Annotated in this window: 19 protein-coding genes; 11 read left to right on the top strand and 8 right to left on the bottom strand. The window is 73.6% G+C overall.

Features of this window, described 5'->3' with window-relative positions; all coding sequences use genetic code 11:
- Positions 1–4 precede the first annotated feature (4 nt).
- From ACGFNV_RS42485 to ACGFNV_RS42515, 7 genes are all read right to left on the bottom strand, one after another.
- Entirely contained in the window at positions 5–292 is a 288-nt protein-coding gene (locus ACGFNV_RS42485) for an acyl-CoA carboxylase epsilon subunit (RefSeq protein ID WP_393630533.1), read from the bottom strand.
- Entirely contained in the window at positions 289–1,896 is a 1,608-nt protein-coding gene (locus tag ACGFNV_RS42490; protein ID WP_393630535.1) for an acyl-CoA carboxylase subunit beta, read from the bottom strand. Before ACGFNV_RS42490 ends, ACGFNV_RS42485 begins: the two co-directional genes overlap by 4 nt.
- Positions 1,893–2,858, bottom strand: a complete 966-nt coding sequence (locus ACGFNV_RS42495; RefSeq protein ID WP_393630537.1) for a nucleotide disphospho-sugar-binding domain-containing protein — start codon at positions 2,856–2,858, stop codon at positions 1,893–1,895. The genes ACGFNV_RS42490 and ACGFNV_RS42495 overlap by 4 nt, the downstream gene beginning before the upstream one ends.
- Positions 2,859–3,017: 159 nt before the next feature.
- Positions 3,018–3,788 carry a BTAD domain-containing putative transcriptional regulator gene (locus tag ACGFNV_RS42500; protein ID WP_393630538.1) on the bottom strand — a complete coding sequence of 257 codons (771 nt, stop codon included), beginning with the start codon at positions 3,786–3,788 and terminating at the stop codon, positions 3,018–3,020.
- A 171-nt stretch (positions 3,789–3,959) separates the two neighbouring features.
- A complete protein-coding gene (locus ACGFNV_RS42505; protein WP_133926332.1) occupies positions 3,960–4,565 on the bottom strand; it encodes a response regulator transcription factor in 606 nt (201 codons plus the stop codon).
- Between the two features lie 139 nt (positions 4,566–4,704).
- The gene (locus tag ACGFNV_RS42510) at positions 4,705–6,930 is read right to left on the bottom strand and encodes a TOMM precursor leader peptide-binding protein (protein WP_393630539.1); all 2,226 of its coding nucleotides are present in this window, start codon (positions 6,928–6,930) and stop codon (positions 4,705–4,707) included.
- Positions 6,931–6,973: 43 nt separating this feature from the next.
- Positions 6,974–7,300: a hypothetical protein gene (locus ACGFNV_RS42515; protein WP_393630540.1), complete on the bottom strand. Its 327-nt coding sequence runs from the start codon at positions 7,298–7,300 to the stop codon at positions 6,974–6,976.
- Positions 7,301–7,770: 470 nt separating this feature from the next.
- Between ACGFNV_RS42515 and ACGFNV_RS42520 the strand changes: the two genes are divergently transcribed.
- The gene (locus ACGFNV_RS42520; protein ID WP_393630542.1) at positions 7,771–9,039 is read left to right on the top strand and encodes a sensor histidine kinase; all 1,269 of its coding nucleotides are present in this window, start codon (positions 7,771–7,773) and stop codon (positions 9,037–9,039) included.
- 13 nt (positions 9,040–9,052) lie between these two features.
- Here the strand turns inward: ACGFNV_RS42520 and ACGFNV_RS42525 are convergent, their stop codons facing one another.
- The gene (locus ACGFNV_RS42525) at positions 9,053–9,322 is read right to left on the bottom strand and encodes a DUF6059 family protein (RefSeq protein WP_393630544.1); all 270 of its coding nucleotides are present in this window, start codon (positions 9,320–9,322) and stop codon (positions 9,053–9,055) included.
- Positions 9,323–9,600: 278 nt separating this feature from the next.
- Here ACGFNV_RS42525 and ACGFNV_RS42530 point away from each other — a divergent pair, with 278 nt between their 5' ends.
- The 10 genes from ACGFNV_RS42530 to ACGFNV_RS42575 all read left to right on the top strand — a co-directional run bounded on the left by ACGFNV_RS42530 (position 9,601) and on the right by ACGFNV_RS42575 (position 25,271).
- Entirely contained in the window at positions 9,601–10,314 is a 714-nt protein-coding gene (locus ACGFNV_RS42530; protein ID WP_393630545.1) for an alpha/beta fold hydrolase, read from the top strand.
- A 130-nt stretch (positions 10,315–10,444) separates the two neighbouring features.
- The gene (locus ACGFNV_RS42535) at positions 10,445–12,214 is read left to right on the top strand and encodes an acyl-CoA dehydrogenase (RefSeq protein ID WP_133926326.1); all 1,770 of its coding nucleotides are present in this window, start codon (positions 10,445–10,447) and stop codon (positions 12,212–12,214) included.
- The gene (locus ACGFNV_RS42540; RefSeq protein WP_393630548.1) at positions 12,211–13,104 is read left to right on the top strand and encodes a 4'-phosphopantetheinyl transferase family protein; all 894 of its coding nucleotides are present in this window, start codon (positions 12,211–12,213) and stop codon (positions 13,102–13,104) included. Before ACGFNV_RS42535 ends, ACGFNV_RS42540 begins: the two co-directional genes overlap by 4 nt.
- A gap of 400 nt (positions 13,105–13,504) precedes the next feature.
- The gene (locus ACGFNV_RS42545; RefSeq protein WP_133926323.1) at positions 13,505–13,765 is read left to right on the top strand and encodes an acyl carrier protein; all 261 of its coding nucleotides are present in this window, start codon (positions 13,505–13,507) and stop codon (positions 13,763–13,765) included.
- A complete protein-coding gene (locus ACGFNV_RS42550) occupies positions 13,762–14,817 on the top strand; it encodes a 3-oxoacyl-ACP synthase III family protein (RefSeq protein ID WP_393630550.1) in 1,056 nt (351 codons plus the stop codon). Before ACGFNV_RS42545 ends, ACGFNV_RS42550 begins: the two co-directional genes overlap by 4 nt.
- On the top strand, positions 14,814–16,718 hold the full coding sequence (locus ACGFNV_RS42555; RefSeq protein WP_393630552.1) for an HAD-IIIC family phosphatase: 1,905 nt from the start codon (positions 14,814–14,816) through the stop codon (positions 16,716–16,718). Before ACGFNV_RS42550 ends, ACGFNV_RS42555 begins: the two co-directional genes overlap by 4 nt.
- On the top strand, positions 16,708–16,983 hold the full coding sequence (locus ACGFNV_RS42560) for an acyl carrier protein (protein ID WP_393630553.1): 276 nt from the start codon (positions 16,708–16,710) through the stop codon (positions 16,981–16,983). The genes ACGFNV_RS42555 and ACGFNV_RS42560 overlap by 11 nt, the downstream gene beginning before the upstream one ends.
- Complete coding sequence (locus ACGFNV_RS42565) at positions 16,980–17,741, top strand: 2-oxo acid dehydrogenase subunit E2 (RefSeq protein ID WP_393630555.1); 762 nt, start codon at positions 16,980–16,982, stop codon at positions 17,739–17,741. The genes ACGFNV_RS42560 and ACGFNV_RS42565 overlap by 4 nt, the downstream gene beginning before the upstream one ends.
- Positions 17,738–19,063, top strand: coding sequence for an FAD-dependent monooxygenase (locus ACGFNV_RS42570; RefSeq protein WP_393630557.1), 1,326 nt, complete (start codon positions 17,738–17,740; stop codon positions 19,061–19,063). The genes ACGFNV_RS42565 and ACGFNV_RS42570 overlap by 4 nt, the downstream gene beginning before the upstream one ends.
- A complete protein-coding gene (locus tag ACGFNV_RS42575) occupies positions 19,056–25,271 on the top strand; it encodes an SDR family NAD(P)-dependent oxidoreductase (protein ID WP_393630559.1) in 6,216 nt (2,071 codons plus the stop codon). Before ACGFNV_RS42570 ends, ACGFNV_RS42575 begins: the two co-directional genes overlap by 8 nt.
- Positions 25,272–25,344: the final 73 nt, after the last annotated feature.

The following is a 25,344-nucleotide window of genomic DNA, read 5'->3' on the forward strand; positions in this document are numbered from 1 at the left end:
TGCCTCAGCTCGCCCGCTGCCAGGACCCCGCGGGCGGGTTCACGGGTGTCCAGCGGGCCCGGCGGGCGCGCTGCCGCGCGAGCGTGGTCGGGGACGGGGGCGGCGGGGTGCGGCGGGGCAGCACCGCCAGGATGGCCGCGGTGACCGCCGCGATCTCGTCCGGGGTCGGATCGCCGCTGAAGACCAGCAGCGGCTTCGGCGGCTGCTCCACGGCACGGGCGTCGGTGTCGGCGACGCACGGGGGGACGGGGAAGGGGGCGAGGGCGGCGGGGGTCTTCTTCGGTGAGGTCATTGTGGCTGGTTCCCATGCTTTCGGGCCGGGCCCCCTCGGTGCTTGGCGCGCAGCATGGCCAGCGCGTCGATGAGCACCTTGCGGGTGTCGGCGGGGTCGATGACGTCGTCCACGAGTCCGCGTTCGGCGGCGTAGTAGGGGTGCATGAGTTCGGCGCGGTACTCCTCGATGAGCCGCGCCCGGGTCGCCTCCGGGTCGTCGGAGGCGGCGATCTGCTTGCGGAAGACCACGTTGGCGGCGCCCTCGGCGCCCATGACGGCGATCTCGTTGCTCGGCCAGGCGAAGGACAGGTCGCAGCCGATGGAGCGGGAGTCCATGACGATGTACGCGCCGCCGTACGCCTTGCGCAGGATCACCTGGATCCGGGGCACGGTCGCGTCGCAGTACGCGTACAGCAGCTTGGCGCCGTGCCGGATGATGCCGCCGTGCTCCTGGTCGACGCCCGGCAGGAACCCGGGTACGTCGACGAGGGTGACCAGCGGGATGTTGAAGGCGTCGCAGAACTGCACGAAGCGGGCCGCCTTCTGGGAGGCCTCGATGTCGAGGACCCCGGCGTACACGGACGGCTGGTTGGCGACGATGCCGACGCTCTGGCCGCCGAGGCGGGCCAGCGCGCACACCACGTTCGGCGCCCACAGCTCGTGCACCTCCGTGAAGTCGCCGTCGTCGACGATCTCGGCGATGACCGGGCGGACGTCGTAGCTGCGCCGGGCCTCGGCGGGCACCAGGTCGAGCAGGGCCTCGCAGCGCCGGTCGACGGGGTCCTCGGGTTCCAGTTCGGGCGCCATCTCGCGGTTGTTGGCGGGCAGCAGCGACAGCAGGTAGCGCACCTCGGCCAGGCAGGTCTCCTCGTCGTCGTGGACGAAGGCGGCGACCCCGGTACGGGCCGCGTGCACCTCGGCGCCGCCCAGTTCCTCGTGGGTGACCTGCTCCCCCGTGACCGCGCGCACCACGTCGGGGCCGGTCACGAACATCTGGGAGGTGGAGCGCACCATGAACACGAAGTCGGTGAGCGAGGGCGAGTAGGCGGCGCCGCCCGCGCACGGGCCGAGCATGACGCTGATCTGCGGGATCACGCCGGAGGAGCGCACGTTGCGCTGGAAGATGCCGCCGTATCCGGCGAGCGCGGAGATGCCCTCCTGGATGCGGGCGCCGGCGCCGTCGTTGAGCGACACCAGGGGCGCGCCGGCCGCCTCCGCGAGGTCCATCAGCTTGTGGATCTTCTGGGCGTGGGCCTCGCCGAGCGCGCCGCCGAAGATGCGGAAGTCATGGGCGTACGCGAAGACCCGACGGCCGTCGACCAGGCCCCAGCCGGTCACCACGCCGTCGGTGTACGGGCGTCGGTCCTCGAGGCCGAAGCCGGTGGCCCGGTGTCTGCGCAGGGTCTCGATCTCGGTGAAGGTGCCCTCGTCGAAGAGGAGTTGGAGGCGTTCGCGGACGGTGAGTTTGCCGCGCCGGTGCTGGGCGTCGGTGGCCGCTTCGCCGGGGCCGGCGGCGGCGAGGTCCCGCCGGGCGGCGAGCTCGACGGTCAACTCCCTTAGGTGGGTGGTGGATTCACCGACCGGTGCCTGGCTCGTCGGTCTGTCCACCTCGTAGACGCTCATACGCCCCGCTCGCTTTCCTGTTCCTGTGGGTGGTGTGCCGTGGTGAACTCCTCCAGCGCCTGGACGAGTCGGTGCGGTGGTGGCTGGGCCGCCAGATGGGTCCGGAGTCGTTCGGCGGCGGCGAGGGCCCGGCCGCCGTAGAGCAGTTCGGCCAGTCGTCGGCGCAGCCGGAGGGCGTCGGCGAGGTCCCGCGCGTCGTCGGTGTCCGCCGCGACGAGGCGGCGGCCCGCGCCGATACGGCCCAGGCGGTCGCCGGCCGGGCGGGTGTCGGCGATCACCAGTTGCGGGACGCCGTGGGCGGCGGCCGTCAGGGTGACGTCCGGGCCGCCTTCGTGGACGACGCCGGCGCAGGTGGCGAGGACCGGTCCCAGGAGTCGTGGTCCCGCGAACCGCACGCTGCGGTCGAAGGCGTCCTGGTAGGCGTGACGCATCGCGGGGGCGACCACGGCGACCAGCTCGGCGTCGAGACCGAGCACCGCGCGGGCGATCCGGCGTACCCGGTCCACGGGCCAGGGGCCGGTGCCGCTCTCGGGGCCCGGCCGCAGGCAGACCCGCAGCCGGCCGGGCGGCCGCTCCAGCCAGCGGGGCATCCGGACGGCGGGTACGTCCTCGTGACGTACCGTCAGCGCGCCGGACTCCGCGGCGGTGCGCAGATCAGGTGGGCAGGGGTCGACGCACAGTGGCCCGGAGCCGGCCGCCCGGTGCCCCAGGGGCGTCCAGCGCACGACCGGTCCGCCGGTCCAGGGGCCGGGTCCGTCACCGTGCTCGGCACGCACCACCAGGTGCGGGTGCCAGCCCGGCTCCGGCGGCAGGACGGGCAGTCCCCCGTACAGGGGTGGACCGCCCGCCCGCACCGGAGCCGCGATCCGCACCTCGTGACCGGCGGCCGCACACGCCAGAGCGGTCGGCACCATCGTGAACAGGTGCGGCAGGGAGCGCCGCGCGGCGAACAACACCCGCATCCTTCCCCCTCGCAGCCCGGGGTCGCACGCTCCCACCGCGCACGACCTCCGCATTCAGCAGACCGCCGCCTGGTGGAGCCGCATTAGGGGGACGCTGGAGAGGGGGCAGCGCCGGGGGCCAGGTGGGCACGACTGCCCGCGGCTACGCGGGCCAGGAGGTCAAGCGGGGGCCGTCGCCGCCCGCTCGCGGACCTCGCGTTCCAGGCGGCGCAGGTCCGGGGAGGGGAGGAGGCCGAAGTGTTCGTCGAGGCGGGTGCGGACGGATTCGTAGACGGCGAGGGCGCCCTCGGGGTGGCCGGAGCGGTCCAGGGCTGTCATGAAGAGGGCGTGGAGGGCCTCGTCGTGGGGGTGGTGGGTGGTGAGGTGGGCGAGTTCGGGCAGCAGGCGCTCATGGGCGCCCAGCCGTAGTTCCGTGGCCAGGCAGCGTTCCAGAACTCCCGCGCGGCTCTGCTCCAGGCGCATCGCCTCCAGACCGAGTACGGCGCCCGGGCGCAGCCCGTCGAAGGCCGGGCCGTTCCACAGGGCGAGCGCGGTGCGGAACAGGCGGGCCGCGCCGGGGTCGTCGCCCTGTTCCAGCGCGGTCTGCGCGTCGGCGCACAGGCGGTCGTAGACGTGGAGGTCGACGTCGTCGGGGCCGGTGAGGAGGGCGTAGCCGCCGGGGCGGGTGACCAGGACCTCGCGGGCGGCGGCCGGGGCGCCGAGCGCGCGGCCGAGGGCGGTGCGCAGTTGCAGGACGTACGTCTGCACCGTGATGTGCGCCTTCGGGGAGGCGGCGGCGCCCCAGACCTCCTCGATGACGGTGGCGACGGGGACGACCTGCCCGGCGTGGACGGCGAGCAGGGCGAGGATCTGGCGGGGCTTGGCGGCCGTCGGTGCGATCGGGGCACCGTCGGTCGTGGCGGAGAACGGTCCCAGCGCGGTGATCTTCATGGGTGTCCCTCCCTGGACGGTCGCTGCCGGCGGCCCCCGACGTACCGACCGTCGCACGCGCCGCGCCCCGGGCGACAGTGAGGGGGAAACGGATCGCGGGTGAATCCGTCACGGGCGGGACGTGAGGGATTCACGTACCCGGTTCAGGTGCGGGTTTCGGGCCCGCCGCCGTCACAGCCAGCCGGAGGAGCGGGCGATGCGGATCGCGTCGACGCGGTTGCGGGCGCCCAGCTTGTAGACGACGGTCGTGAGGTAGTTGCGCACGGTGCCCGCGGACAGGTGCAGGGTCCCGGCGATCTCGTCGACGTCGTCGCCGGACGCGGCCAGCCGCAGCACATCGGCCTCGCGGGGCGTCAGCGGGGACTCGACGTGGTCCAGGGCCGCGAGCGTGAGCTGCGGGTCGAAGACCCGCTCGCCCGCGGCGACCGCGCGGATGGCCTCGGCCAGCCGGTCGGGTCCGGCGTCCTTCAGCATGAACCCGCGCACGTTGGCGTTGAGCGCCCGGCGCAGATGGTTCGGCCGGCCCAGACTGGTGAGGATCAGCACCCGGGTGTCGAGGCCCCGGGTGTGCATCTCCTGGGCCGCCGACAGGCCGTCCAGGACGGGGAGCTCGATGTCCAGGACGGCCACGTCGGGCCGTACGCTCTCGGTGCGTTGCACGATGTCGCCGCCGGACTCGAGTTCCGCGACGACCTCGATGTCGGGCTGCATGGAGATCAGCTCGACGAGCGCACGTCTCAGCATGCGCATGTCCTCGGCGATCAGGATCCTGATCACGCCCCGTCCACCCCCTCCGGCCGTCCGCGCCACCGCACGGAGTTGGCCGGAATCCACAGTACGTGCCGGAATTCGCCGCAGGAGGTGTTCGCGACAGGCCCCGGCCCGTATTTCCCGGGATTTGAACAACCGCCGGACGTCAGAGGAACATCGGCACCGGATTGAGGCTTTCGTACGGTGTCGGCGCGGGCGTCCGGCCGAGCGCCACCGGTATGTCGTAGAGGCGGCCGGGGGCGAAGCGGGCCCAGAAGTGGCGCATCCCGGGGACGATCGTCTTGACCACCGGCAGTCCGATGTCGGGCCGGGTCTGGTCGAGGACGAGGAGTTCCATGCCGCGTTCCTCGACGGCCGAGCGGACGGCGGTCACGTCGTCGAGGAGATCGGCGCGGGGCGTGTACGGGAAGTCGGCGCGGGTGCGCGCGGGTGCGGCCGGGTCGGGCAGCAGGTAGGGGTGGCCCGCCACGGTGGCGGTGCGCCACCAGTCGGTGAGCCGCTCGTCGGGGCAGCCGTAGCCGGTGCCGTCGGGGCCCGCCTCGACGACGGCCGGCATCATCTGGTTCATCTCGGCCAGCGCGCGGCACAGCGCCACGGACGGGTCGAAGTGGGCACCGAAGCCGAACAGGACGTCCTCGGTGGGCCCTTGGGTGCGGCGGGTGAGCGCGGCGAAGGCGGGGATGCCGAAGTCGGAGGTGACGTCGAGCGCCCACACCTCGCGGCCCAGCGCGGCGTGCACGGCGCGGATCCGGCCGATCCAGGGCTCGTCGAAGGAGTCGAGGTCGACGCCGGGCTGGCGGGTGCGGTTGTACCACCACAGGGCGACCGCGTCCCGTTCGACCAGTTCCAGGAAGCCCTGCACGACGGCGTCCTCGACGCTGCTGCCGCCCGCGTTGCCGTTGGAGTCCGCCCGTACACAGCCCAGGCCGGGGGTGCGCGGGGCGTCGTAGTAGAGCAGCGCGGTGGGCAGCAGGCGGTGTTCGCCCCGGGTGAGGGACCATACGGGCGTCCAGTCGACGGGGGCGGTCTCGTCGAAGGGGGTGACGTTCTGGCGCGGGTCGTAGAGCTGGCAGGCGGCGGGGTGCACGGCGACGTCGGCGACCTCGCGCCAACTCGCCCGCACGGTGGGCTCGTCGCCCTGGTAGGTGCCGGAGTGGCGTTCCAGGGACTCGCACAACGCGCTGACGCGGGCGTCGAGTTCGGTCATGCCCTTGCCGCCGCTCTCGCTGCGCAGCCGGGAGGCCGGTCCGGTCAGGCCTCGCGCGCCGCGGGCGTGGTTGTGGCCGGCCCGGAAGGAGTTGAACTCCGCGGGGCCGCGGGTGTCGCGTTCGACCGCCTTGACCACGCCGGTGATGGGGCTGATCAGGTGCTCGTAGGTACGCAGGGTCCGCTCGGCGGTGACCGCGCGGTGGCCGTTGCCGGTGCGTTCGGCCTTCGGGCGTGAGCGCAGCGGCAGCGGGCGGGTGACCTGGCGGGCGATCAGCGTGGGGTCGCCGCACGCCGGGCACTGGGGGCGGGGCCGCAGCGCGTGCAGCCGGCTGCTGAAGCCGATGGTGTCGAAGGTCTGGACGCCGTCCTGGCCCGGGTAGCGGTGTCCGGCCAGCCACTTCATGCCCTCGGCGACGGCGAGTTGGTGGCCGAGCATCAGGCTGGCTGGGGTCTCGGCGGGCGGGAGGGGCACCGGGCGGCCGAGGCGGGCGCGCAGATGGGCCTCGGTGGAGCGGTGGCCGGCCATCCGGTGGGCCAGGCACTCCCAGCACGCCGACTCGCCGGGCCGGAAGACGGGACCGACCCAGGGGGTGGTGCCGTGCGGCTTGGCCAGCAGCCAGGGGCGGCCCGTGGCGCGCCCCTGGTCGTCGATCTCCCGCAGGGCGGGGTCGAGGTAGTCGTCGCACACGACCAGGGTCAGCGCGGCGGCCGTGTCGTCGTCGGTCACCGTCAGGCCCGAGGCCGCGCAGGCCTGGGCGGCGGCCCGCGCGTCGGCACCGCCGACGGCGCGCACCCGCACCACGAGCGAGGTCAGGGGGCCGGGGGCGCCGGCCAGTTCCCAGTAGGCGGCCGCCGCGCCGGCGACCGGGGCCGGAGTGCGGCCTCCTCGCGGCAACTCCCCTGCGGTTTCCTGTGGTTCGGGGCGGCTGCTGAGCAGGTCCGCCTCGCTGAGCCGGCCGATCGCCAGTGCCACGTCCAGCGCGGAGCACCGGGGTGCCGCCTCGGCGACCAGGGTCCTGAAATCCCTGGTGCCGTCCAGCAGCGGCGCGATCACCGCGACCGGGTTGTCCTCGAAGGCCACGATGCCCCGCTCGGACACGACGTACGTGCCCTCCCCCGGGACGACCTCGGCGCGCACATGTCTTCTGAACCCCACTCGCATCGCTTCTCCCCCTGTCGTCGTGTGGTCGTGTGGTTCAGCACGTTCAGTGGGCCGCGGCGACCAGTTCGACGGCCGGTCCGGCCTCGGCGTCGGCGATGCAGAGGGTCAGCAGGCAGACCCCGGCGGTGCCGAGACCGGTGAAGTCCTCGCGTACGACGCCGTCTTCGGCGAGCCGGGGAAGGGCCGGTGCGTGGTCGTCGCCGAGCGCGAGACCGAACTCGTCGAGGACGGCCGCGGGGGCGGTGGCGTAGCGTTCGGCGGTCGTCGGGTCGAGGTAGGCCTGGGCGATCAGCTCGGCGAACTTCAGCTCGTCCTCGGGGGTGTTGAGCACCGCGGCGGTCCGACGGCCGGTGAACGTGGACTGGTTCATGGTCACTCCCTGGGTGTCGTCCGGCGCGGGGCGGGGCGCCGGAGGTCGTCAGTGGTGCGAACAGAGTCGTGCGAACAGCGAGCGGACGGTCCGGAATGCGCGTCGTCGGGCACTCCGTGAACCTGGCGAACCGTGCGAAACAGCGTGCTCGGCCGTGGGCCGTGGACCGTGCGGGATGCCGTTGACCGCGGGGCGGACTGTCCTTGCGGTCGGTGCTGCCGTGGTGCGCCGCTGTGCTGCCGCAGAGTTAACGCAATCCGGCCAGATCCAGGCCAGTTATCGGCTCATGTCTGCCGATGTGAAATTTTCACTGCTCGGCATATACGCGATCCAACCGGACTCTTAACAAGGACCTTTGACGGTAAAGCGGGCATGTGTCACGAGCGGCGTCGATGCACCCTCCACAGGATGGTCACCTCCGTTATGATTCGGACGCCGGTTCGGGGGAATCCAGGAGACCTGGGGGTCTGGTGACGCGTAAGGCTGAAACCGAACGCAAAGTTCCGCCCAAGCGCACGAATCCGGCCGAGCCCGATCTGGCCGCCGTCAGCTCCGCGGCCCCCAGTCCGAGGATCGCTTCCGTCCTGGTCGTCGTGGTCTTCTCCGGCTATCTGCTCATGCAGCTGGTGAACGTCCTGGACTCCGCCCCCGGGGGCGTCGAGTTGGTGACGTGCGCGGCTGTTCCTCCCGTCCTCGCGGCGCTCCAGTACGTCCACTCCGCACCGCACCGGGCCGCCCTGCGCAGCCGGGTGCTGCCGTGGAGTCTGGTGCTGCAGGCAGTGCTGACGTTCACTCCGCTCGTGGCCTTCGGGTGGCACTGGGGCGGTATGGCGGGGTTCCTCGCCGGGTCGTTACTGCTGCTGTTGCCGTCGGTCGCGGGCTGGACGACGTTCGGTCTGACCGTGGCCGCGGTGGTGGTGGTCTCGGCGGTCCAGTCACTGGGCTTCGTGAACATCGCCTACATGGGCGTCTCGACAGCGCTGACCGGGCTCATCATCTTCGCGGTGGTCCGCCTCGCGGGACTGGCCACGGCGATCCACGAGTCCCGTGACGAGCTGGCGCGGATGGCGGTGGCCAGGGAGCGGCTCCGGTTCGCCCGCGACCTGCACGACCTGCTCGGGTACAGCCTCTCCTCCATCACCCTGAAGAACGAGCTGATCTCGCGGCTGATCGACAGCAATCCGCAGCGGGCGCGGGAGGAGGTCGCCGAGGTGCTGACCATCTCGCGGCAGGCTCTCGCCGACGTACGGGAAGTGGCGCGCGGCTACCGGGACATGTCGCTGCTGGTGGAGGCGGAGTCGGCGCGGTCCGTGCTCAAGGCGGCCGGCATCGACGCCCGGATCGACGTGTCCGTCACCGGGCTGTCCTCCACGGCCAACACGATCCTGGCGACGGTGCTGCGGGAGGGCGTGACCAACGTGCTGCGTCACAGCCAGCCCAGCAGCTGTTCCATCACCACCGCCCTCGACGTCGAGGAGTCCTTCGTCGAGCTGGAGATCGTCAACGACGGCGTCGGGGCCGGGAGCGCGGTCCCGGCCGGCACGGTGTCCAGCGGCACGGGCCTCGGCAACCTCGCTGCCCGGGTGGCGACGGTGGGGGGCGGCCTGCGGGTCGGCGCCGAGGAGACCGACGAACCGGGCGTGTTCCGCCTGGTCGTCCGGGTGCCGGTGCACGCGGCGCCGGGCGCGGAGGCGGCGGCGTCGGGTGCTCGGGAGAGGGCGCCGCGGCTGACGGTGTGAGGAGCCCTGCGCGTCAGCGCAGGTTCAGCTCCCGGCTCAGGCGTAGCTCCAGGGCCGTCAGGGGAATGTCGTCGCGCAGCCGCTCGGGGTGACCGGGCGGGGGCCCCGCCACCCGGCACGGACGCCGGGATCCGTCGCTCCGGTCCCCGAGGCCACCGTGCTCACCGCTGAGGATCAGCTTCATCTGATCGTCCGGCAACGCCACCCAGCACGCCCCGTACGCCACCAGCGCCCGGTACACCTCCAGCACCCCACGCACCAACGGGCCCCGTCTGCGCCCCATCCCTCCACCCTCCGTCCCTGTACGCCCGGCAAGTCCCCACAAACTCCGCCGCCCCGCTCACGTACGACTGGAAGCGCGCTCGAGCCCTCCAGAGGCGCGGGGAACTGCGCGAACGGCCCCGAACCCGCGGCCGACCACACGCCCCAACCCTTCAGCGCCGCTCAAGGCCCGCCGCGCAGACTCGTGCCGTTTCCCCCTGAGTCGGTGTGGGCCCTCGTGGCGTGGCGGGAGGAGTGCGGGATGAGCGGCACGGCTTCCGGCGTCGTGGCATGGGCGCCATGACCAGGGCGGAGCCGGTGTGGTGGAGCGGGGGGACGGACGGGCGGCGGGCGCGGCCGTTGGTCGTGGTCGTCGCGGGGGCGCTCGGTGACCCGCGGGAGCATCTGCCGCTGTTGGGCCGGCTCGTGCGGCGGGGCTACGCCGTCGTCGGCGTACGGACGCCCGCCGAGCCGCACCGGGCCGGGCGGTCCGAGCGGCTCGTCTCAGGAGTCGTCGACCGGTACGCGCACCTCGCCCTGACCGAGCGCACCTGCCTCATCGGCTTCGACTTCGGGGGGCGGCTCGCGCTCGGCGCCGCCCTGCGCGACGAGCGGATCAGCGTCGTACAGCTCGTCGGCGCGCCCGTGGCCCGCCTCTTCGACGAACCGGAGCTGCTGCTGTCGCTGCCCGGCGACGACCTCGACGCGCTCGTACGGATCACCGGAGCCGCCCGCCGCGAACTGCCCGAGGCGCTCGGCGGGCTGGCGCTGCGCCCGGAGGAGTTGTATTCGCTGAGCGGGCTGGTCCGCGTCGCCCACGCCCTCGACGACCCGCTCACCCCGCCGCAGGACCTTGCCCTGCTGAAACTCACCCTGGAGCGCAGCGAGTTCCGCGCCTTCCCGCCCGGAACCGGGACCACCCCGTCGGGGCGGGCGCTGCGGCGCTGGCTGGTGGACGGGGTGACGCGGCGGCCGCGCCCCTCCTCGCTCCGCGCGTTCCTCACGGCCCCGTGAATCCCCGAAGCCCCCGTAAAAACCTGCCAAAAAACTGTCCCTCGACTACCGGTCGAGGCCCTCTCCAGCCCGGAGGGGGACCGTGCCGGGGACTGTCCTTCGCGACCCCTCTTCACGCCCTGGGGTGACCATGTACGAACACGACGACATCATCGCCGCCGTCACCGGCCGCGACACACAATGGCAGCCCGACCGGCTGACCCGGGTGCGCTCACGGATCGCCGAGATCGAGGACGGCCTGGGCGACCCGTGGAACCCCGACAACCCGATGGGGTTCGACGCGGTCCTCGACTCGGACCGGACGGGACAGACCTCCGCGGTCGGCATCCGCCGCTTCCAGAGCCTCGGCATGCCCGCCGAACTGGTGCCCGAGTCGCTCGGCGGCCGAATGGCCGGCGCCGACCTGCTCGGCCTGGTGATGCGGCCCTTCTTCCGGCGCGACCCGGCGCTGGCCTTCAGCCACGGCTTCACCCCGTTCCTCGGGGCCCAGATGGTCTGGCTCAACGGCGACACCCGCCAGGCCGGCCGGATGGCCGGGGTCATCCTGCGCGGCGGCACGGTGGGGGTGGCCTGCCAGCGCTTCGAGCACGAGAGCGAGTTCCACGCCCAGGAGTACACCGCCGCCTGGAGCGACGACGGCATGCTGCGGCTCAACGGCCGCAAGAACGCCATCAACAACGCGCACACGGCGGAGCTCATCATCGGCTTCGTCAAGACCGGCGACGGCGAGACCGACTACTCGATCCTGATGTTCGACCCGGCGACGGTGCCGCCCGCGAGCGTGCGCGCGCTCGGCCGGCACCGTACGACCGGGGTACGCGGGGTGCAGGCGGCGGGCCTGGAGTTCGTCAACTGCCCGCTGCCCGGCGAGTCCCTCGTCGGCACGTGGGGCGACGGTGTCGCGCTGAGCCTGCGCGCCTACCCCGCCGTGCACGCCGTGTTCCCGTCGATGACCATCGGCCTCGCCGACACCGCGCTGCGGGCGGCCGTACGGGCCGCGCAGGAGCGGGAGTTCGGCGGGCCGGCCGGGGACGCCTCGGCGCGTTCGGCGATCGCGGGCACCTTCGCCGACCTGCTGATCGCGGACTGCCTGTCGCTGACGGCGAGCCGGTCCGTGCACCTGCTGCCGGACCAGTGCGACGTGCTGACGGCGGTCACGAAGTACATCGTGCCGAAGATCGTCGGCGAGGCGCTGTACGACCTGTCGGCGGTGATGGGGGACGCGTTCCACGCGGAGAAGGGCCACAACGCCGTCTTCCGCAAGCATCTGCGGGACCTGTCCACGATCACGTTCGGGCACGTCAGCAGCGCCATCTGCCAGTCGGTGATCGCCCCGTACCTCCCGGCGCTGGCGCCCGGCGCGCCCGCGGCGGCCCCGACGCCCGCCGACCTGTTCCGCCTGGAGGTGCCGCTGCCTGCGATGGACGGCGAGCGGCTCGCCCGGTTCGGCGGTGGCGACGGTCTGCTCGACTACCTCGACCAGGCCGCCGAGCGGCTGCCCGACGCGCTCACCGGGCAGGACCACGCCGGTCTGGTGCGTGAGCTGGTCGCGGGGCTGTGCGCCGAGGCCGCCGAGATCCGCCGGGAGGCCGGGCGGCTCAGCGGCTCCGACAGCGGGTTCCTGCTGGACACGCACAGCTTCCCGCTGAGCGAGCGGTACGCGCTGGTGCTGGCCGCGTCGGCCTGCGTCGGTGTGTGGCTGAACGCGGGCGCGGGTCCGGACGCCTTCCTCACCGACCCGGCGTGGCTTGCGCTCGCCCTGCACCGGCTGCTGCGCCGGGTGGGCCGTTCCGTGCCGGCGTTGCCCCGCGCGGTGGAGGGGCAGCTGTGCGACGAGGTGCTGGAGCGGGTGCGGCAGCCGCGCAGCCTGGACCTGCCGGGAACCGGGTGCGCGGGATGAGCACCACGACGTACGGCGGCCCCCGGCCGCCCCTGCCCCCGCCGAGCCGGGTCGACGGGCCCACCGGGCCGTGGGCCCGGCTCCTGCACGACCTGGACACCGTGGGCGTCGGGCTGGTGCACGCCTCGTTCGCCGCCTGGCGCCCGCTGCTGCCGCCGGAGGAGGAACGCCGGTTCCTGCTCGGCCGGGACTGGGCCCGCTACAGCAAGCTCTCCGGCGAGCAGATGCGCGACCGGTTCCTGGCCACCCGGCTGCTGATCCGGCACACCGCGGCGGTGGCGCTCGGCACCGAACCGAACTCGCTGGAGCTCAGCTACGGCCTCAACGGCCGCGTGCATCTGCGCGGTTACGACCAGATCGACGTGAGCCTCAGCCACACCGGCGACCTGCTGCTGTGCGGGATCACCTCCCTCGGTGTCATCGGCGTCGACACCGAGCCGCTGAAGCGGCGGCTGAGCGGGCGGGACGTGGAGACCCTGATGTGCACGGGCCCGGAGCGGCTGCGGCTCGCGGCGACGCCGGACGAGGAGCGCAACGGGCAGCTGCTGGCGCTGTGGACGCTGAAGGAGGCGTACAGCAAGGCGCTGGGGCAGGGGCTGCGGTTCCCGTTCACGGAGTTCGGGTTCCGGAAGGAGGCGGGGCCCGGGCCGGCGGGGCACGAGCCGACGGGGCCGGGGGCGGCGGGCGACGCGGAAACGATCCTTCTGGAGCGGTCCGACGGCACGCCCGTCGCCGACGACACCTGGCGCTTCGCCACGTTCCCGCTGTCCACGGGGCACCTCGTCGCGCTGGCGCTCCAGGACACGCGGCGCTCGGGGCAGCCCGACACCCGGGCCGGGACGGCGCTGAACCGGCAGATCCTCGCCGCCATCGGCTCCCTGGGCAGCTGACCCGCACGCCGGCCTCCGCCCCTTCCACCCCGGCTCGAGGTCATGTCAAGCCCGCACCGCCACTCTGAAGGTGCCGGGGAGACCGCTCCGGGATCTGGGGCGGGGCTCTTCGGAGGCGCCCGGGCCGGGACAGATGGGCCACAAGCCGGCTGTCCCGGCCCCTAGGGGGTGCCCTTCCTTTCGCACCGCCTGTCACTCGAACCGCCCAGGGCCGCAGGCCCTGTCGTCTCCATCCCGCCGTCCGCCGCGAGGGCGTCCCGGGACCGCGATCGAAGTCCCCCGGATCGCGCGTCCCCGACACCCGGCCGGGCCCCGCCCCGAGGCGGGCGGCGGGGCGGTGACGACACGACCTGACCGCGCCGATACGGACGAACCGCCGTTGGTGAAGGGGTAACTGACGATGGCACAACTCACCCTCCGGGATCTCGGCGAGATCATGCTGGAGTTCCACGACTCCGAGTCCCCGAGCCTCCTCGACACGCGCAACCTCGACGTCGTCTTCGAGGACCTGGACTGCGACTCGCTGATGCTGCTCCAGACCACCGGCCGGATCCAGCGCGAGTACGGCGTGGAGCTGGACCGCGAGCGCATCGCCGCCGCGGACACCCCGCGGGCCCTGCTCGACCTGGTCAACAGCGCCCTCGCGGAGGTGGCGGCATGAGGCTCAGCGGATTCAGCGAGGTGCTCCCGGGCGAGCCGGTCACCAACCGCGACATGGCCGAGCGCTTCGGACTGCACGAGAAGTGGCTCGACATGATGACGGGCAACCGCACCCGGTACTTCTGCCGGACGGACTCCCCGCCCTCGGTGCCGAAGAGCACCTCCGACCTGGCCGTCGCCGCGGCCACCGGCGCGCTCGCGGACGCCGGGGCCGACGTGGCGTCCCTGGACTTCCTGGTCCTGACCACCGCCTCCCCCGACCACCTGATGCCGGCCACGGTCAACCTGGTCGCCGACCGCATCGGCCTCAACGACGTGCCCACCTTCCAGCTGATGTCGGGCTGCGCGGGCGCGCTCACCGGCCTGTACACGGCCCGCGCGCTGCTGGCGTCCGGGCTGCGGCGCGGGCTGGTCATCGGCGCCGACACCTGCCTGAAGCTGTTCCCGTCCAGCGGCGAGATCGCGAACATGTCGCCGGCCGAGCTGATCAACTTCGCGCTGTTCGGCGACGGCGCCGGCGCGGTCGTCGTGGAGGCCGACCCGGACGGACCCGGGCTGCTGGTCGAGCACCTCTTCCTGCGCACCACCGGCATGGGCCGCAAGCCCGCGCAGATCGCCCGCTGGTTCGGCACCGAGGGCTCCACGGTGACCGAGGGCCCCGACGGGCCGGTGCGCGAGCCGTGGGGCGAGGAGGACTACAAGGCCATCGAGCACCATGTGCCGGAGCACGCCGAGACCATCTTCAAGGAGCTGGCCGCGGAGACCGGCTGGCGTCTGGACGAGGTCGAGCACGTGCTGCTGCCGCAGCTCAACGGCGTGATGACCGACGGCATCCGCAAGCGCCTCGGGGTGCGCCCCGAGCAGGCCGTCAACTGTGTCGCGGACACCGGCAACAACGGCAACGCGGTGCCCTTCGTGCAGCTCAACCGGGCGATGAAGCGCATCCGTTCGGGCCTGGGCGTCGGCGGCCGGATGCTGGTGGCCAACGTCGAGTCGTCCAAGTGGATCCTGTCCGGCCTGGCGCTGCGCCACCAGGGCGGAGCGACGCGATGACCACCGCACCCGCCCGCCCCGCCGCCGGAGACCTGGCGGAGCTGCGGGCCCTGAAGCGCTCCGGGGAGCTCTGCGGGGCCGCCGACCGGGTGCGTACGGTGCTCGGCGCGCTCGGCGACCCCGTGGACCGCGAGGCGGCCGGCGCGCTGCTCGGCGCCCGCGCCGCCCGGACCGCGCTGGCCGCGTCCGGCGCCTTCACTCCCGTACCGCTGGCCCTGCTCGCGTCCGCGACCGCCGATCCCGTACCGCCGCTGCTGACCACGGCGCTGCTGGCCGAGGGGGTGCAGCCGGACACGGCGACGACCGGGTTCAACCAGTGGCGGTTCGAGATCCTCACCGGCGCGCCCACGCTGCGGGAGCACGGGCCGGCCGTCACCGCCTGTCTGCTGGACGACAGCGCCGTCTTCGAGAAGGTCACCGACCCGCTGGACGCCGACGAGGTGGTGGCGCGCTGTGCCGCGTTCCCGGCCGAACTCGCCGCCTGGCTCGACGCGTACGACCGCCATGTGGGCACCCTCGCGGTGCTGAACACGGTGCCGCTCGGCGCCGCTCGGCGTGACCGGTGGGTCGACTACGCCACGAGGGCGCGGGTGGAGGCGGCCTGGCAGCGGATGAACGCGGCCGTGCTGGACCTCGCCGAGCGGCCGAACACCGTGGTGCTGTCGGTGGACGCCGTGGCCGAGCGGGGTGGCGCGCGGTGGGCGGCCACCGACCGGATGCGGCACATCGCCGCGCACGCGTACGGCCAGGAGTTCCTGGACGCCTACGCCCGCGAGGTCGCCCGTGTGGTCCTCGCCCGGCTGGGGCGCGCGAAGAAGTGCCTGGTCCTGGACCTGGACCACACCCTGTGGGGCGGGGTCGTCGGCGACGACGGCGTGGGCGCCCTGAAGATCGGCGGCGCCTTCCCCGGCTCGGCCCACCGCGAGCTGCAGAGCCTGGCCAAGGACCTGTCCCGGCAGGGCGTGCTGCTCACCGTCTGCTCCAAGAACGACGAGGCGGTGGCCCGCGAGGCGATCGACACGCACCCCGAGATGCTGCTGCGCACCGGGGACTTCACCGCGTTCCGCGCCAACTGGGACCCCAAGCCGGGCAACGCGGCGAGCATGGCGGCCGAGCTGAACATCGGCACGGACGCGATGGTGTTCGTCGACGACAACCCGGCCGAGCGGGGCCTGATGGCGCGGCAGCGGCCCGAGGTGACCGTCGTCGACCTGCCGGCCGACCCGGCCGGATACGCCTCCGCGGTCGCCTCGGCGGGCTTCTTCAACCAGCTGCGGCTGACGGACGAGGACCGCACGCGCGGGGAGATGTACCGGGCGCGCGCCGAGCGCGAGCGGCTGCGGGAGACCGTGACCGACGTCGAGGACTATCTGCGCGAGCTGGGCACCGAGATCACGGTCGAGGAGTACGGCCCGCTCAACGGTGCCCGGATCGCGCAGCTCTTCGGCAAGACCAACCAGTTCAACCTGACCGGCGTCCGCTACGGCGCCGACGAGCTGGCCCGGCGCGTCGACGAGGGCACGGCCGCCTTCTTCGGGGTCCGGGTCACCGACGCGTTCGGCGACAACGGGCTGGCCGGTGCTCTGGCGCTGGTCCGGGAGCCGGACGGGGCCTGGCTGATCGAGAACTTCGTGCTGTCGTGCCGGGTGTTCTCGCGCTCCGTGGAGGACGCGATCGTCGGGCTCGTCCTGCGGGCCGCGCGGGACGCGGGCGCCCCGGCCGTGCGCGGCCGCCATGTGCCGACGGCCAAGAACGGCCGGTTCGCGGACTTCTACCCCTCCCTCGGATTCGCCGGCGGACAAGGCCCGGACGGCGACTTCCGGCACGACCTCACTCAACTCGCCGAGCTGCCCGGATGGGTGCGCGTCGGCCCCGGCGAAGGAGCCTTCCATGCCCCCTGAGGGAACAGCATCCGCCCTGGACGCGGCCGAGCAGACCGTCGTCGAGGCCCTCGGCCAGCTGTTGGACGCCGACGAGGACGCCCTCGGCGCGGACACCCCGCTGTCCGCGATCGAGGGCTGGGACTCGGTCAACGCGCTGCGTGTCCTGGTGTTCCTGGAGCGCGAGCTGGGCTCCCCCGTCGACTACGAGCGGTTCGCCGCCGCCGGGTCGGTGGGCGATCTCGGCGCCCTCGTCGCCGACACCGCGGGCGGGGGGTCGTCGTGAGCGCACCGGTGACGACCCCGTTGCCGGCGGCGCGACGGGGGACGTACATCTTCCTGGAGGAGGCCCGGCGCACCGCGCACGTGTACCTGCTGGCGGAGGTCGACGCGAGCGCGCTGCGCGCCGTGCGCGCCGCCGCCGAGCGGCCCGCCTCCTACGTGAGTTACGTGGTGAAGGCGGCCGCCGACGTCCTGGAGAAGTACCCGGAGGCCCGTGCGGTGTTCCGGGGCGGCCGCGCGCCCCGGCTGAGCGTGCAGCCGTCCGTGCACGCGAAGGTGCTGTTCGACAAGACCGTCGACGGACAGCGCTGTGTGGCCTCCGGGACCGTGCCGGACGTCCAGGACAAGGACGTGGACGGCGTGCAGAGCGTCATCGACGTCTACAAGAAGGCCCGGATGGAGGACCCGGACGGGCCGTTCGCCAAGGTGCGGAAGCTCCAGCGGCTGCCGCTGCCGGTGTTCCGGCTGCTGTACCGCGTGATGACGCGTGATCCGGCGCGGCGGGCGCTGCTCCAGGGCACCTTCGCGGTCACGTCGATCGGTCACGAACCGGTCGGCGCGATCCTGCCGTTGATCTCCGGAACGCTCGGTTTCGGCGTCGGCAACATCGCCGACGCCCCCCGGGTGCGGGCGGGCGAAGTCGTCGTCGCGCCCGTGTTCACCCTCTCGCTCGTCTTCGACCACCGCGTCATCGACGGCGCGATGGCCGCCGAAATCCTCGCCGGCGTCAAGAACCGGCTGGAGAACTGGGAGCCGGCATGACCGACCACACCAACCCCACCCCGGCCGACAGCGCGCCGGCCGAGACCGAGGTCCTGATCGTCGGCGGCGGCCCGGCCGGCTCCCTGCTGGCCACGCTGCTGGCCCGGCGCGGCATCCGCAGCGTGCTGGTGGAGAAGCAGACCAACCTGGAGCGCAGCTTCCGCGGCGAGACGATCGCCGCGCCCTCCGTGACGTCGCTGAACCGGCTCGGCTTCGGCCCGGCGCTGCGCGCGCACGGCTTCCTGGAGACCACGTCGGTCACCACGATCGCCGAGCAGCGCGAGGTCCTGCACGTCGACTACCGCAGGTTCGCGGGCCAGCCGCTGCCGATCGACATCCCGCAGCCGTCCCTGATCCGCATCTTCAACCGCGCCGCCGAGGAACTCCAGGGCTACGTCTACCTGTCGGGCTGGGCCTTCTCCTCGCTCATCGAGGAGGACGGTGTCGTCCGGGGTGCCGTGCTGAGCCGCGGTCGCGGGGAGCGCGTCTCGGTGCGGGCGCGGATCGTCATCGGCGCCGACGGGCGTTTCTCCAAGGTGCGCAAGGCGTCCGGTCTGGCCGCCGACATCCAGCCGATGGCCCGTGACTTCCTGTCGTTCAAGCTGCCCAGGCCGCCGGAGTGGGGCAGCGCCGCGCAGCTCGTCATCGAGCGGGACAAGCACCTGGTGATCCTGCCGACGTTCCCGGACACCCTGCGCATCGGGCACAACCTGCCCAAGCGGGGTCTGGGTGAGCTGCGCGCGGCCGGGTTCGAGTCGTTCAAGCGGGGCATCATGGCGATCTCCCCGCAGCTCGCGCCGCTCGTCGACGAGCACCTGCGCTCCTGGGACGACACCGGCTTCCTGGAGATCTTCACCGCGGAGATGGAGCAGTGGGCGCGCGACGGCCTGCTGCTCATCGGGGACGCCTCGCACACCGCGACGCCGATCCTCGGGCAGGGCGTCAACCTCGCCATGCAGGACTCGATCACGCTGGTGCCGGTCCTCGCGGCGGCGCTCGGCCGGGGCGGTCCGGAACGGGTCCTCACCAAGGCGGAGTTCGACGACTTCGTGGCCACCCGGCGTGCGCACAAGCTGCACGTCACCGGTTTCCAGCGGATGCAGGAGGCCAACCTCGCGGTCGGTGACCCGCGCGGGGTGAAGCTGCGCCGGCTGAAGTTCCGGCTGCTCAACGCCTTCCCCGGCAAGTACCGGGTGTTCAACAAGGTCATCAACGCCCAGCACGCCATCGACGACGTCGACCTGGCCCTCGCCCGCACCGGCGGGCCGCGCGCCGTGGACGCCGCCGACCCGAGCCCGTACGAGGTGAGCGCGCATGAATGAGCAGGACGTGACGGCCGAGGAGGGGCGGCCGGCGATCGCCGTGGTCGGTATGGCGGGCCGCTTCCCGGGCGCGCCGAGCGTCGACGCGTACTGGCGGCTGCTGACCGCGGGCGAGGAGGCCGTACGGCCCGTGCCGCCGGAGCGCTGGGACACCTCCGCGCAGCTCGACCCGGTGAAGAAGATCCCCGGCGTGGCGGCCCTCCTGGACGACGTCGACCAGTTCGATCCGGGCTTCTTCGGCATCTCGCCCCGCGAGGCCGAGGACCTGGACCCGCAGCAGCGGCTGATGCTGGAGATCGGCTGGCTCACCCTGGAGCACGCCGGCATCCGGTCCGACGCCGTGCGCGGCAGCCGTACCGGCGTGTACGTCGGCGCGCTGTGGCACGACTACCAGTCCACCCGCAAGGAGCGCGGGGTCCCGACCACCCAGCACACGGCGGTCGGCAACGCGCTGGACATCATCGCGGCCCGCATCTCCTACTTCCTCGGCCTGCGTGGCCCCAGCCTGGTCGTGGAGACCGGCTGCTCCTCCGGTCTGGTCGCCCTCGACCTGGCGGCGGGCGCGCTGCGCTCCGGGGACATCGAGGGCGCGTTCGTCGGCGGGGTGAACCTGATCCTCGCCCCCGACAACTCCATCGGGCTGACCCACTTCGGCGGGCTGTCCCCCGACGGGCACTGCCGGGCGTTCTCGGCGCAGGCCAACGGGTTCGTGCGCGGCGAGGGCGCGGTCGGCGTCTGGCTCAAGCGCCTGGACCGGGCGATCGCCGACGGCGACCGCATCCACGGCGTCATCGTCGACAGCGCCGTCAACAACGACGGCGGCGGGCACAGCCTGGTCTCCCCCAACATCGACGCGCAGTCCGAACTCCTGCGCCAGGTCTACGACCGCGCCGGCGTCCCCCTCGACAAGCTCGCCTACGTCGAGGCGCACGGCACCGGCACCCTGCGCGGCGACCCCATCGAGACCGAGGCCCTGGGAAGCGCCCTGGGCCGGACCCGCCCCGCCGGGTCGGGGCCGCTGCTGATCGGCTCCGCGAAGTCCAACATCGGTCACCTGGAGGCGGCGGCCGGGCTCGCCGGGCTGGTCAAGACGGTGCTGGCGCTGCGCGAGCGGCACATCCCGCGCAGCCTGCACGCCGAGGAGCTCAACCCGAGGATCCCGTTCGGCGAGCACAACCTGAAGGTCGCGACGGAGCCGGTCGACCTGCCCGCCGACGGCACCGTCTACGCGGGCGTCAACTCCTTCGGCTGGGGCGGCACCAACGCCCACGTCGTGCTGCGCACCCCGCCGCCGCACGAGCCGCCCGCGGTCACCCCGCCCGGCGCCCTGCTGCTGCCGCTGACCGCGCACAACGACGCCGCGCTGCGCCGCCGCGCCGAGGACGTGCTGGCCGACCTGCCCGAGGACGCCGACGGCGTCGTACGCCTGGCCGGAACCCTCGGCAACGAGCGCGACCACTTCCCGGCGCGGGCCGCCGTCACCGCCGGTGACGTGGCCGAACTGCGGGAACGGCTGGAGCAGTTCACCCAGGACCCCGCCGCCGAGATCCCCGGCGTGGTCACCGGCCGGGCCAAGGAGCGCGGCCGGGTCGCGTTCGTGCTGCCCGGGCAGGGCTCGCAGTGGGCCGGCATGGGACGCCGGCTGTACGCCGAGTCACCGCTGTTCGCGCAGGTCGTCGGGCGCTGCGCGCAGGCGCTCCGGCCACACTTCGCGTGGGACCTGGAGGGCATCCTCTCCGGGACTGCGGGCGAGGAGTGGCTGGAGCACGTCGAGATCATCCAGCCCACCCTGTGGGCGATGTCCATCGGCATCGCCGAGCTGTGGCGGGCCGCGGGCGTCGAACCGGACGTGGTGGTCGGGCACAGCCAGGGCGAGGTGACCGCGGCGACCATCGCGGGGCACCTGTCGTACGAGGACGGGGCGCGGATCATCGCCCTGCGCAGCGCGCTCGCCAGGCGCACCGCCGGTCGCGGCCGGATGCTCGCCGTCGATCTCGGCGTGGAGGAGGCGCGCAAGGCGCTGGACGGCTTCGAGGACAGCGTCTCCCTCGCCGTCAACAACGGCCCGTCCTCCTGCGTGCTGTCCGGCGACACCGACGCGGTGCTGATGCTGCGCGAACTGCTGGAGGCGGACGGCACGTTCTGCCGTCTGGTCAACGTCGACTACGCCTCCCACTGCCACCACATGGACGAGCTGACGGACGAGCTCGTCGAGGTGCTGGCGCCGATCCGGCCGCGCGCGGGCGCGGTCCCGCTGATGTCCACGGTCGTCGGCCGGGAGGTCGGCGGCGAGGAGCTCGACCCCGCCTACTGGGCCGCCAACCTGCGCCGCCCGGTGATGTTCGCCGACGCCATGACCAAGCTCCTGGACGCCGGTGTCACCCACGTCGTCGAGATCAGCCCGCACCCGGTGCTGAGCCCGGCCGTGGAGCAGCTGGCCGCGACCCGGGAGACCCCCGTGGCCGTGCTGACCAGCCTGCGCCGTGAGGAGGGCGCCCTCACCGACTTCACCCGCGCCCTGGCCCGCGCCTACACCGAGGGCCTGGCCCCGTTCGCCGCGCTGCCCGCCCGGCCGGGTGCGAGCGTGCCGTCGTACCCCTGGCAGCGCTCCCGCTTCTGGCTGCCGGAGGGCGGGCGGCGCAGCGGCGGCCCGAGCGGACTCGGCTTCCAGTTCACCCCCGCCACCACCGAGCAGGACGTCCACGAGGGCCGCACCGAGCTGTCCCTGGCCGACCTGCCGTGGCTGCGCGACCACCAGGTGTACGACGCCGTCGTACTGCCCGGTGCCGCGATGCTCGCGCTGGCGGTCGCCGCCGCCCGTGCCCGCACCGGCGAGAACCCGGCCGCGCTGCACGCCGTACGGTTCCGCAGCGACCTCACTCTCACCGACGAGCCGGTCCGGCTGGGTGCGGTGTGGCGCGAGGACGGCACCGACTCGGCGGGCTTCACGCTGTCGTCGCTGCCGACGGGCGCGGACGGCTGGACCCGGCACGCGACCGCCCGGGTGGGCTCGGGCGCCGTGGAGATACCGGGGCCGTCCGGTCTGCCGGAGGGCGCGCGGGAGGTCGACCCCGAGTCGTTCTACGCCGACTGCGCCGCCCGCGGCCTCAACTACGGGCCCGCCTTCCGGGGCGTGACCGCCCTGCACGTCGGCGAGGACCAGGCCGTCGGCACCGTACGGCTGCCCGACTCCTGCCTGGCCGGGGTGCGCCCCGGCGAGCTGCACCCCGCGCTGTGGGACGCGGCGCTCCAGGTCACCCTCGCCCTGGTGCCGGGCGGCACCACGGTCGTGCCGACCGCCGTGGCACGGGTCGACTACGCCGTGGGCCGGGACGCGTCCGTGACGGCCGTGACCGCGCACGCCCACCGCACCGGCGACGGCACCTTCGACCTGGTCTGCCACGACGACGAGGGCCGCCCCGTGCTGCGCATGGCGGGCCTCGCCTTCCAGGCCATCGACACCGCCGACGAGGCCACGGTGGACCCGGCGCGCCTGCACCGCTTCGAGTTCCGGGCCGCCGACGAGGTCACCGCGACCTCCGGCGCCACGGGGCACTGGGTCGTGTACGACGGCGCCGGCACGGGCGGTGCCCTGGCCGCCGCGCTCACCGCCGAGGGCGCCTCGGTCACGCTGCTGACCGCCGCCGACCGGCTGCGCGAGGTGGCGGACCCGGACGCCCTGGTGTTCCTGGCGCCGGGCGCCGGGCGCGGGCTCGACGCCCAGCGGGCCGGGCTGCTCACGCTGGCCGAGGCGGTCCGGGCGGCCACCGCGCTGCCGGTGCCGCCGCGCACGGTGGTCGTCACCGACGGCGCCCAGAGCGTGGCCGCCGACGAGACGCCCGACCCGGGGGCCGCGCTGTACTGGGGCTTCGGGCGGGTGCTGCGCCGTGAGCACCCGGAACTCGCGGCGTCCCTCGTCGACGTGCGCACCGGGGCCGACGACTGGGCCGGTCCGCTGGCGCGGCTGCTGCTGTCCGCCGACCCCGAGGACCAGACCGTGCTGCGCGGCGCCGGGCGCCATGTGGGCCGGGTGGTGCGGGGCGAGGAGGAGGAAGCGGTCACCGCGTCGGTGCCCTGGGCCGGTCCCGCGCAGCCGTTCCGGTTGCGGCCCGACGGGTCGGGGCTGTGGGAGGGGCTGGCGTTCCGTCCGCTGGGACGCCGGGCGCCGGCCGCCGGAGAGGTCGAGGTGGCGGTCGAGGCCACCGCGATCAACTTCATCGACGTCATGAAGGCCATGGGCACCTACCCCGACCAGTCGGCCGGTGCCGGACTGCTCGGCGGCGAGTGCGCGGGCACCGTGACCGCCGTCGGCCCGGGCGTCACCGGGGTCACGGTCGGCGACCGGGTCGTGGCCTGCGGGTTCGGGGCGCTCGCCTCACACCTGACCGCCCGCGCCGAACACGTCAAGCCGCTCCCGGAGGACCTGACGGCCGCCCAGGGCGCCGCCCTGCCGCTGGTCACCGCGACCGCCTGGTACGCCCTGGCGGACACGGCACGCCTGGAGGCGGGCGAGACGGTACTGGTCCACTCCGCCGCGGGCGGCCTCGGTCTGGCCGCGATCGGCGTGGCCCGCGCCCTGGGCGCCCATGTCATCGCCAGCGCGGGCACCGAGGAGAAGCGGGCCCGGCTGCGGGAGATGGGCATCGAGCACGTCCTGAACTCCCGTGACCTGTCCTGGGCCGACGAGGTCGAGCGGATCACCGGCGGGCGGGGCGTGGACGTGGTCCTCAACTCGCTGGCGGGCGCGGCGATCGAGCGGGGCCTGGCGGTGCTGGCCGAGGACGGCCGGTTCGTCGAGGTCGGCAAGCGGGACATCTACGCCTCCCGCACCGTGAGCCTGCGCACCTTCGCCAAGGGCACCAGTTTCGCCGCCGTCGACGTGGCCGGGCTCATCACCCGGCGCCCGGCCCGCTTCGCGCGGATCCTGGACGCGGTGTGGCAGCGGGTCACGGACGGCACCCTGCCGCCGCTGCCGGTCACCGAGCACCCCTTCGCCGAGGCACCCGAGGTGCTGCGCTCCATGGCGCGCGGCGAGCACACCGGCAAGCTGGTGCTCACCGGACCGGCCGAGGTCACCTCCGTCACCCCGGAACCGCTGCCCGAGGGCCGCCTGCGTCCCGACGCGAGTTATCTCCTCACCGGCGGCCTGGGTGCCCTGGGCCTGTCCCTCGCGGAGTTCCTCGCCGACCGCGGCGCCCGCAGCCTGGTCCTGCTGGGCCGTTCGGCGCCGAGCACCGAGGCCGCGCGCCGCATCGAGGAGTTGCGGCACCGGGGGTGCGACGTCACCACGCTCCCCGTCGACGTCGCCGACCGTATGGAGCTGGCGGCGGCCCTGGACACCGTACGGGCCGAACTGCCGCCGCTGCGGGGCGTGTTCCACGCGGCCGGTGTGCTGGACGACGCCACCGTGGGCAATCTGACGGAGGCCCAGCTGGCGAAGGTGCTGACGCCCAAGGTCGACGGTGCCCGCAACCTGGACGAGTTGACGGCCGAGGACCCGCTCGACGCGTTCGTGCTGTTCTCCTCCGTCGCCGGGCTCGTCGGCAACCCCGGGCAGGCCGGGTACGCGGCGGGCAACGTGTTCATGGACGCGCTGGCCGAGGCCAGGCGCAGGCGCGGGCGGCCCGGACTCGCCGTCCAGTGGGGTCCGTTCGCCGACATCGGCCTCGCCGCCGACGAGGCGATCCGCGGTGAGCGCCTCGCCGACCACGGCATGTCCGGGTTCACCGCGGCGGAGGCCTGGGAGGCCCTCGCCCATCTGCTGGACGGCCCCGGCCGTGTGGTGTCGTACGTCCCGCTGGACGCCCGGCACTGGTTCGACGCCTACCCAGAGACGGCGGCCCAGCCCAGCTGGGGTGTCGTCGCCGAGCTCGCCAAGGACGGCGGGAGCGGCTCGGGCGGCGGCGAGGAGTTCCTGGGCCGGCTGCGGGAGGCGGGCGACACCGAGCGTCCCGAGCTGGTCGAGGGCAAGATCCGGGAGCTGGCCGGGCGGGTGCTGCGGCTCGAGGCCGATTCGATCGACCGTGAAGCCCCCTTCAAGTCCCTTGGGCTTGACTCGTTGATGAGCCTGGAGCTGCGCAACCGGCTGGAGGCGGCGTTCGGAATGAAGCTGTCGCCCACGCTCCTGTGGACCTACGGCAGTACCGCGGCCCTCGCCGGAATGCTCACCGGGCGCCTCACCGGCCCCGAGGATCCCGTACGGAACTGATCCCCGCGGGACTGAGACACCGGGCCGGGCGCCGCCGAACAGGGCGGCGCCCGGTTTCGCTCTCCCCGGCTCA

Origin of the sequence: Streptomyces sp. NPDC048751 (genome assembly GCF_043198595.1) — a bacterium.
Classification (GTDB): domain Bacteria; phylum Actinomycetota; class Actinomycetes; order Streptomycetales; family Streptomycetaceae; genus Streptomyces.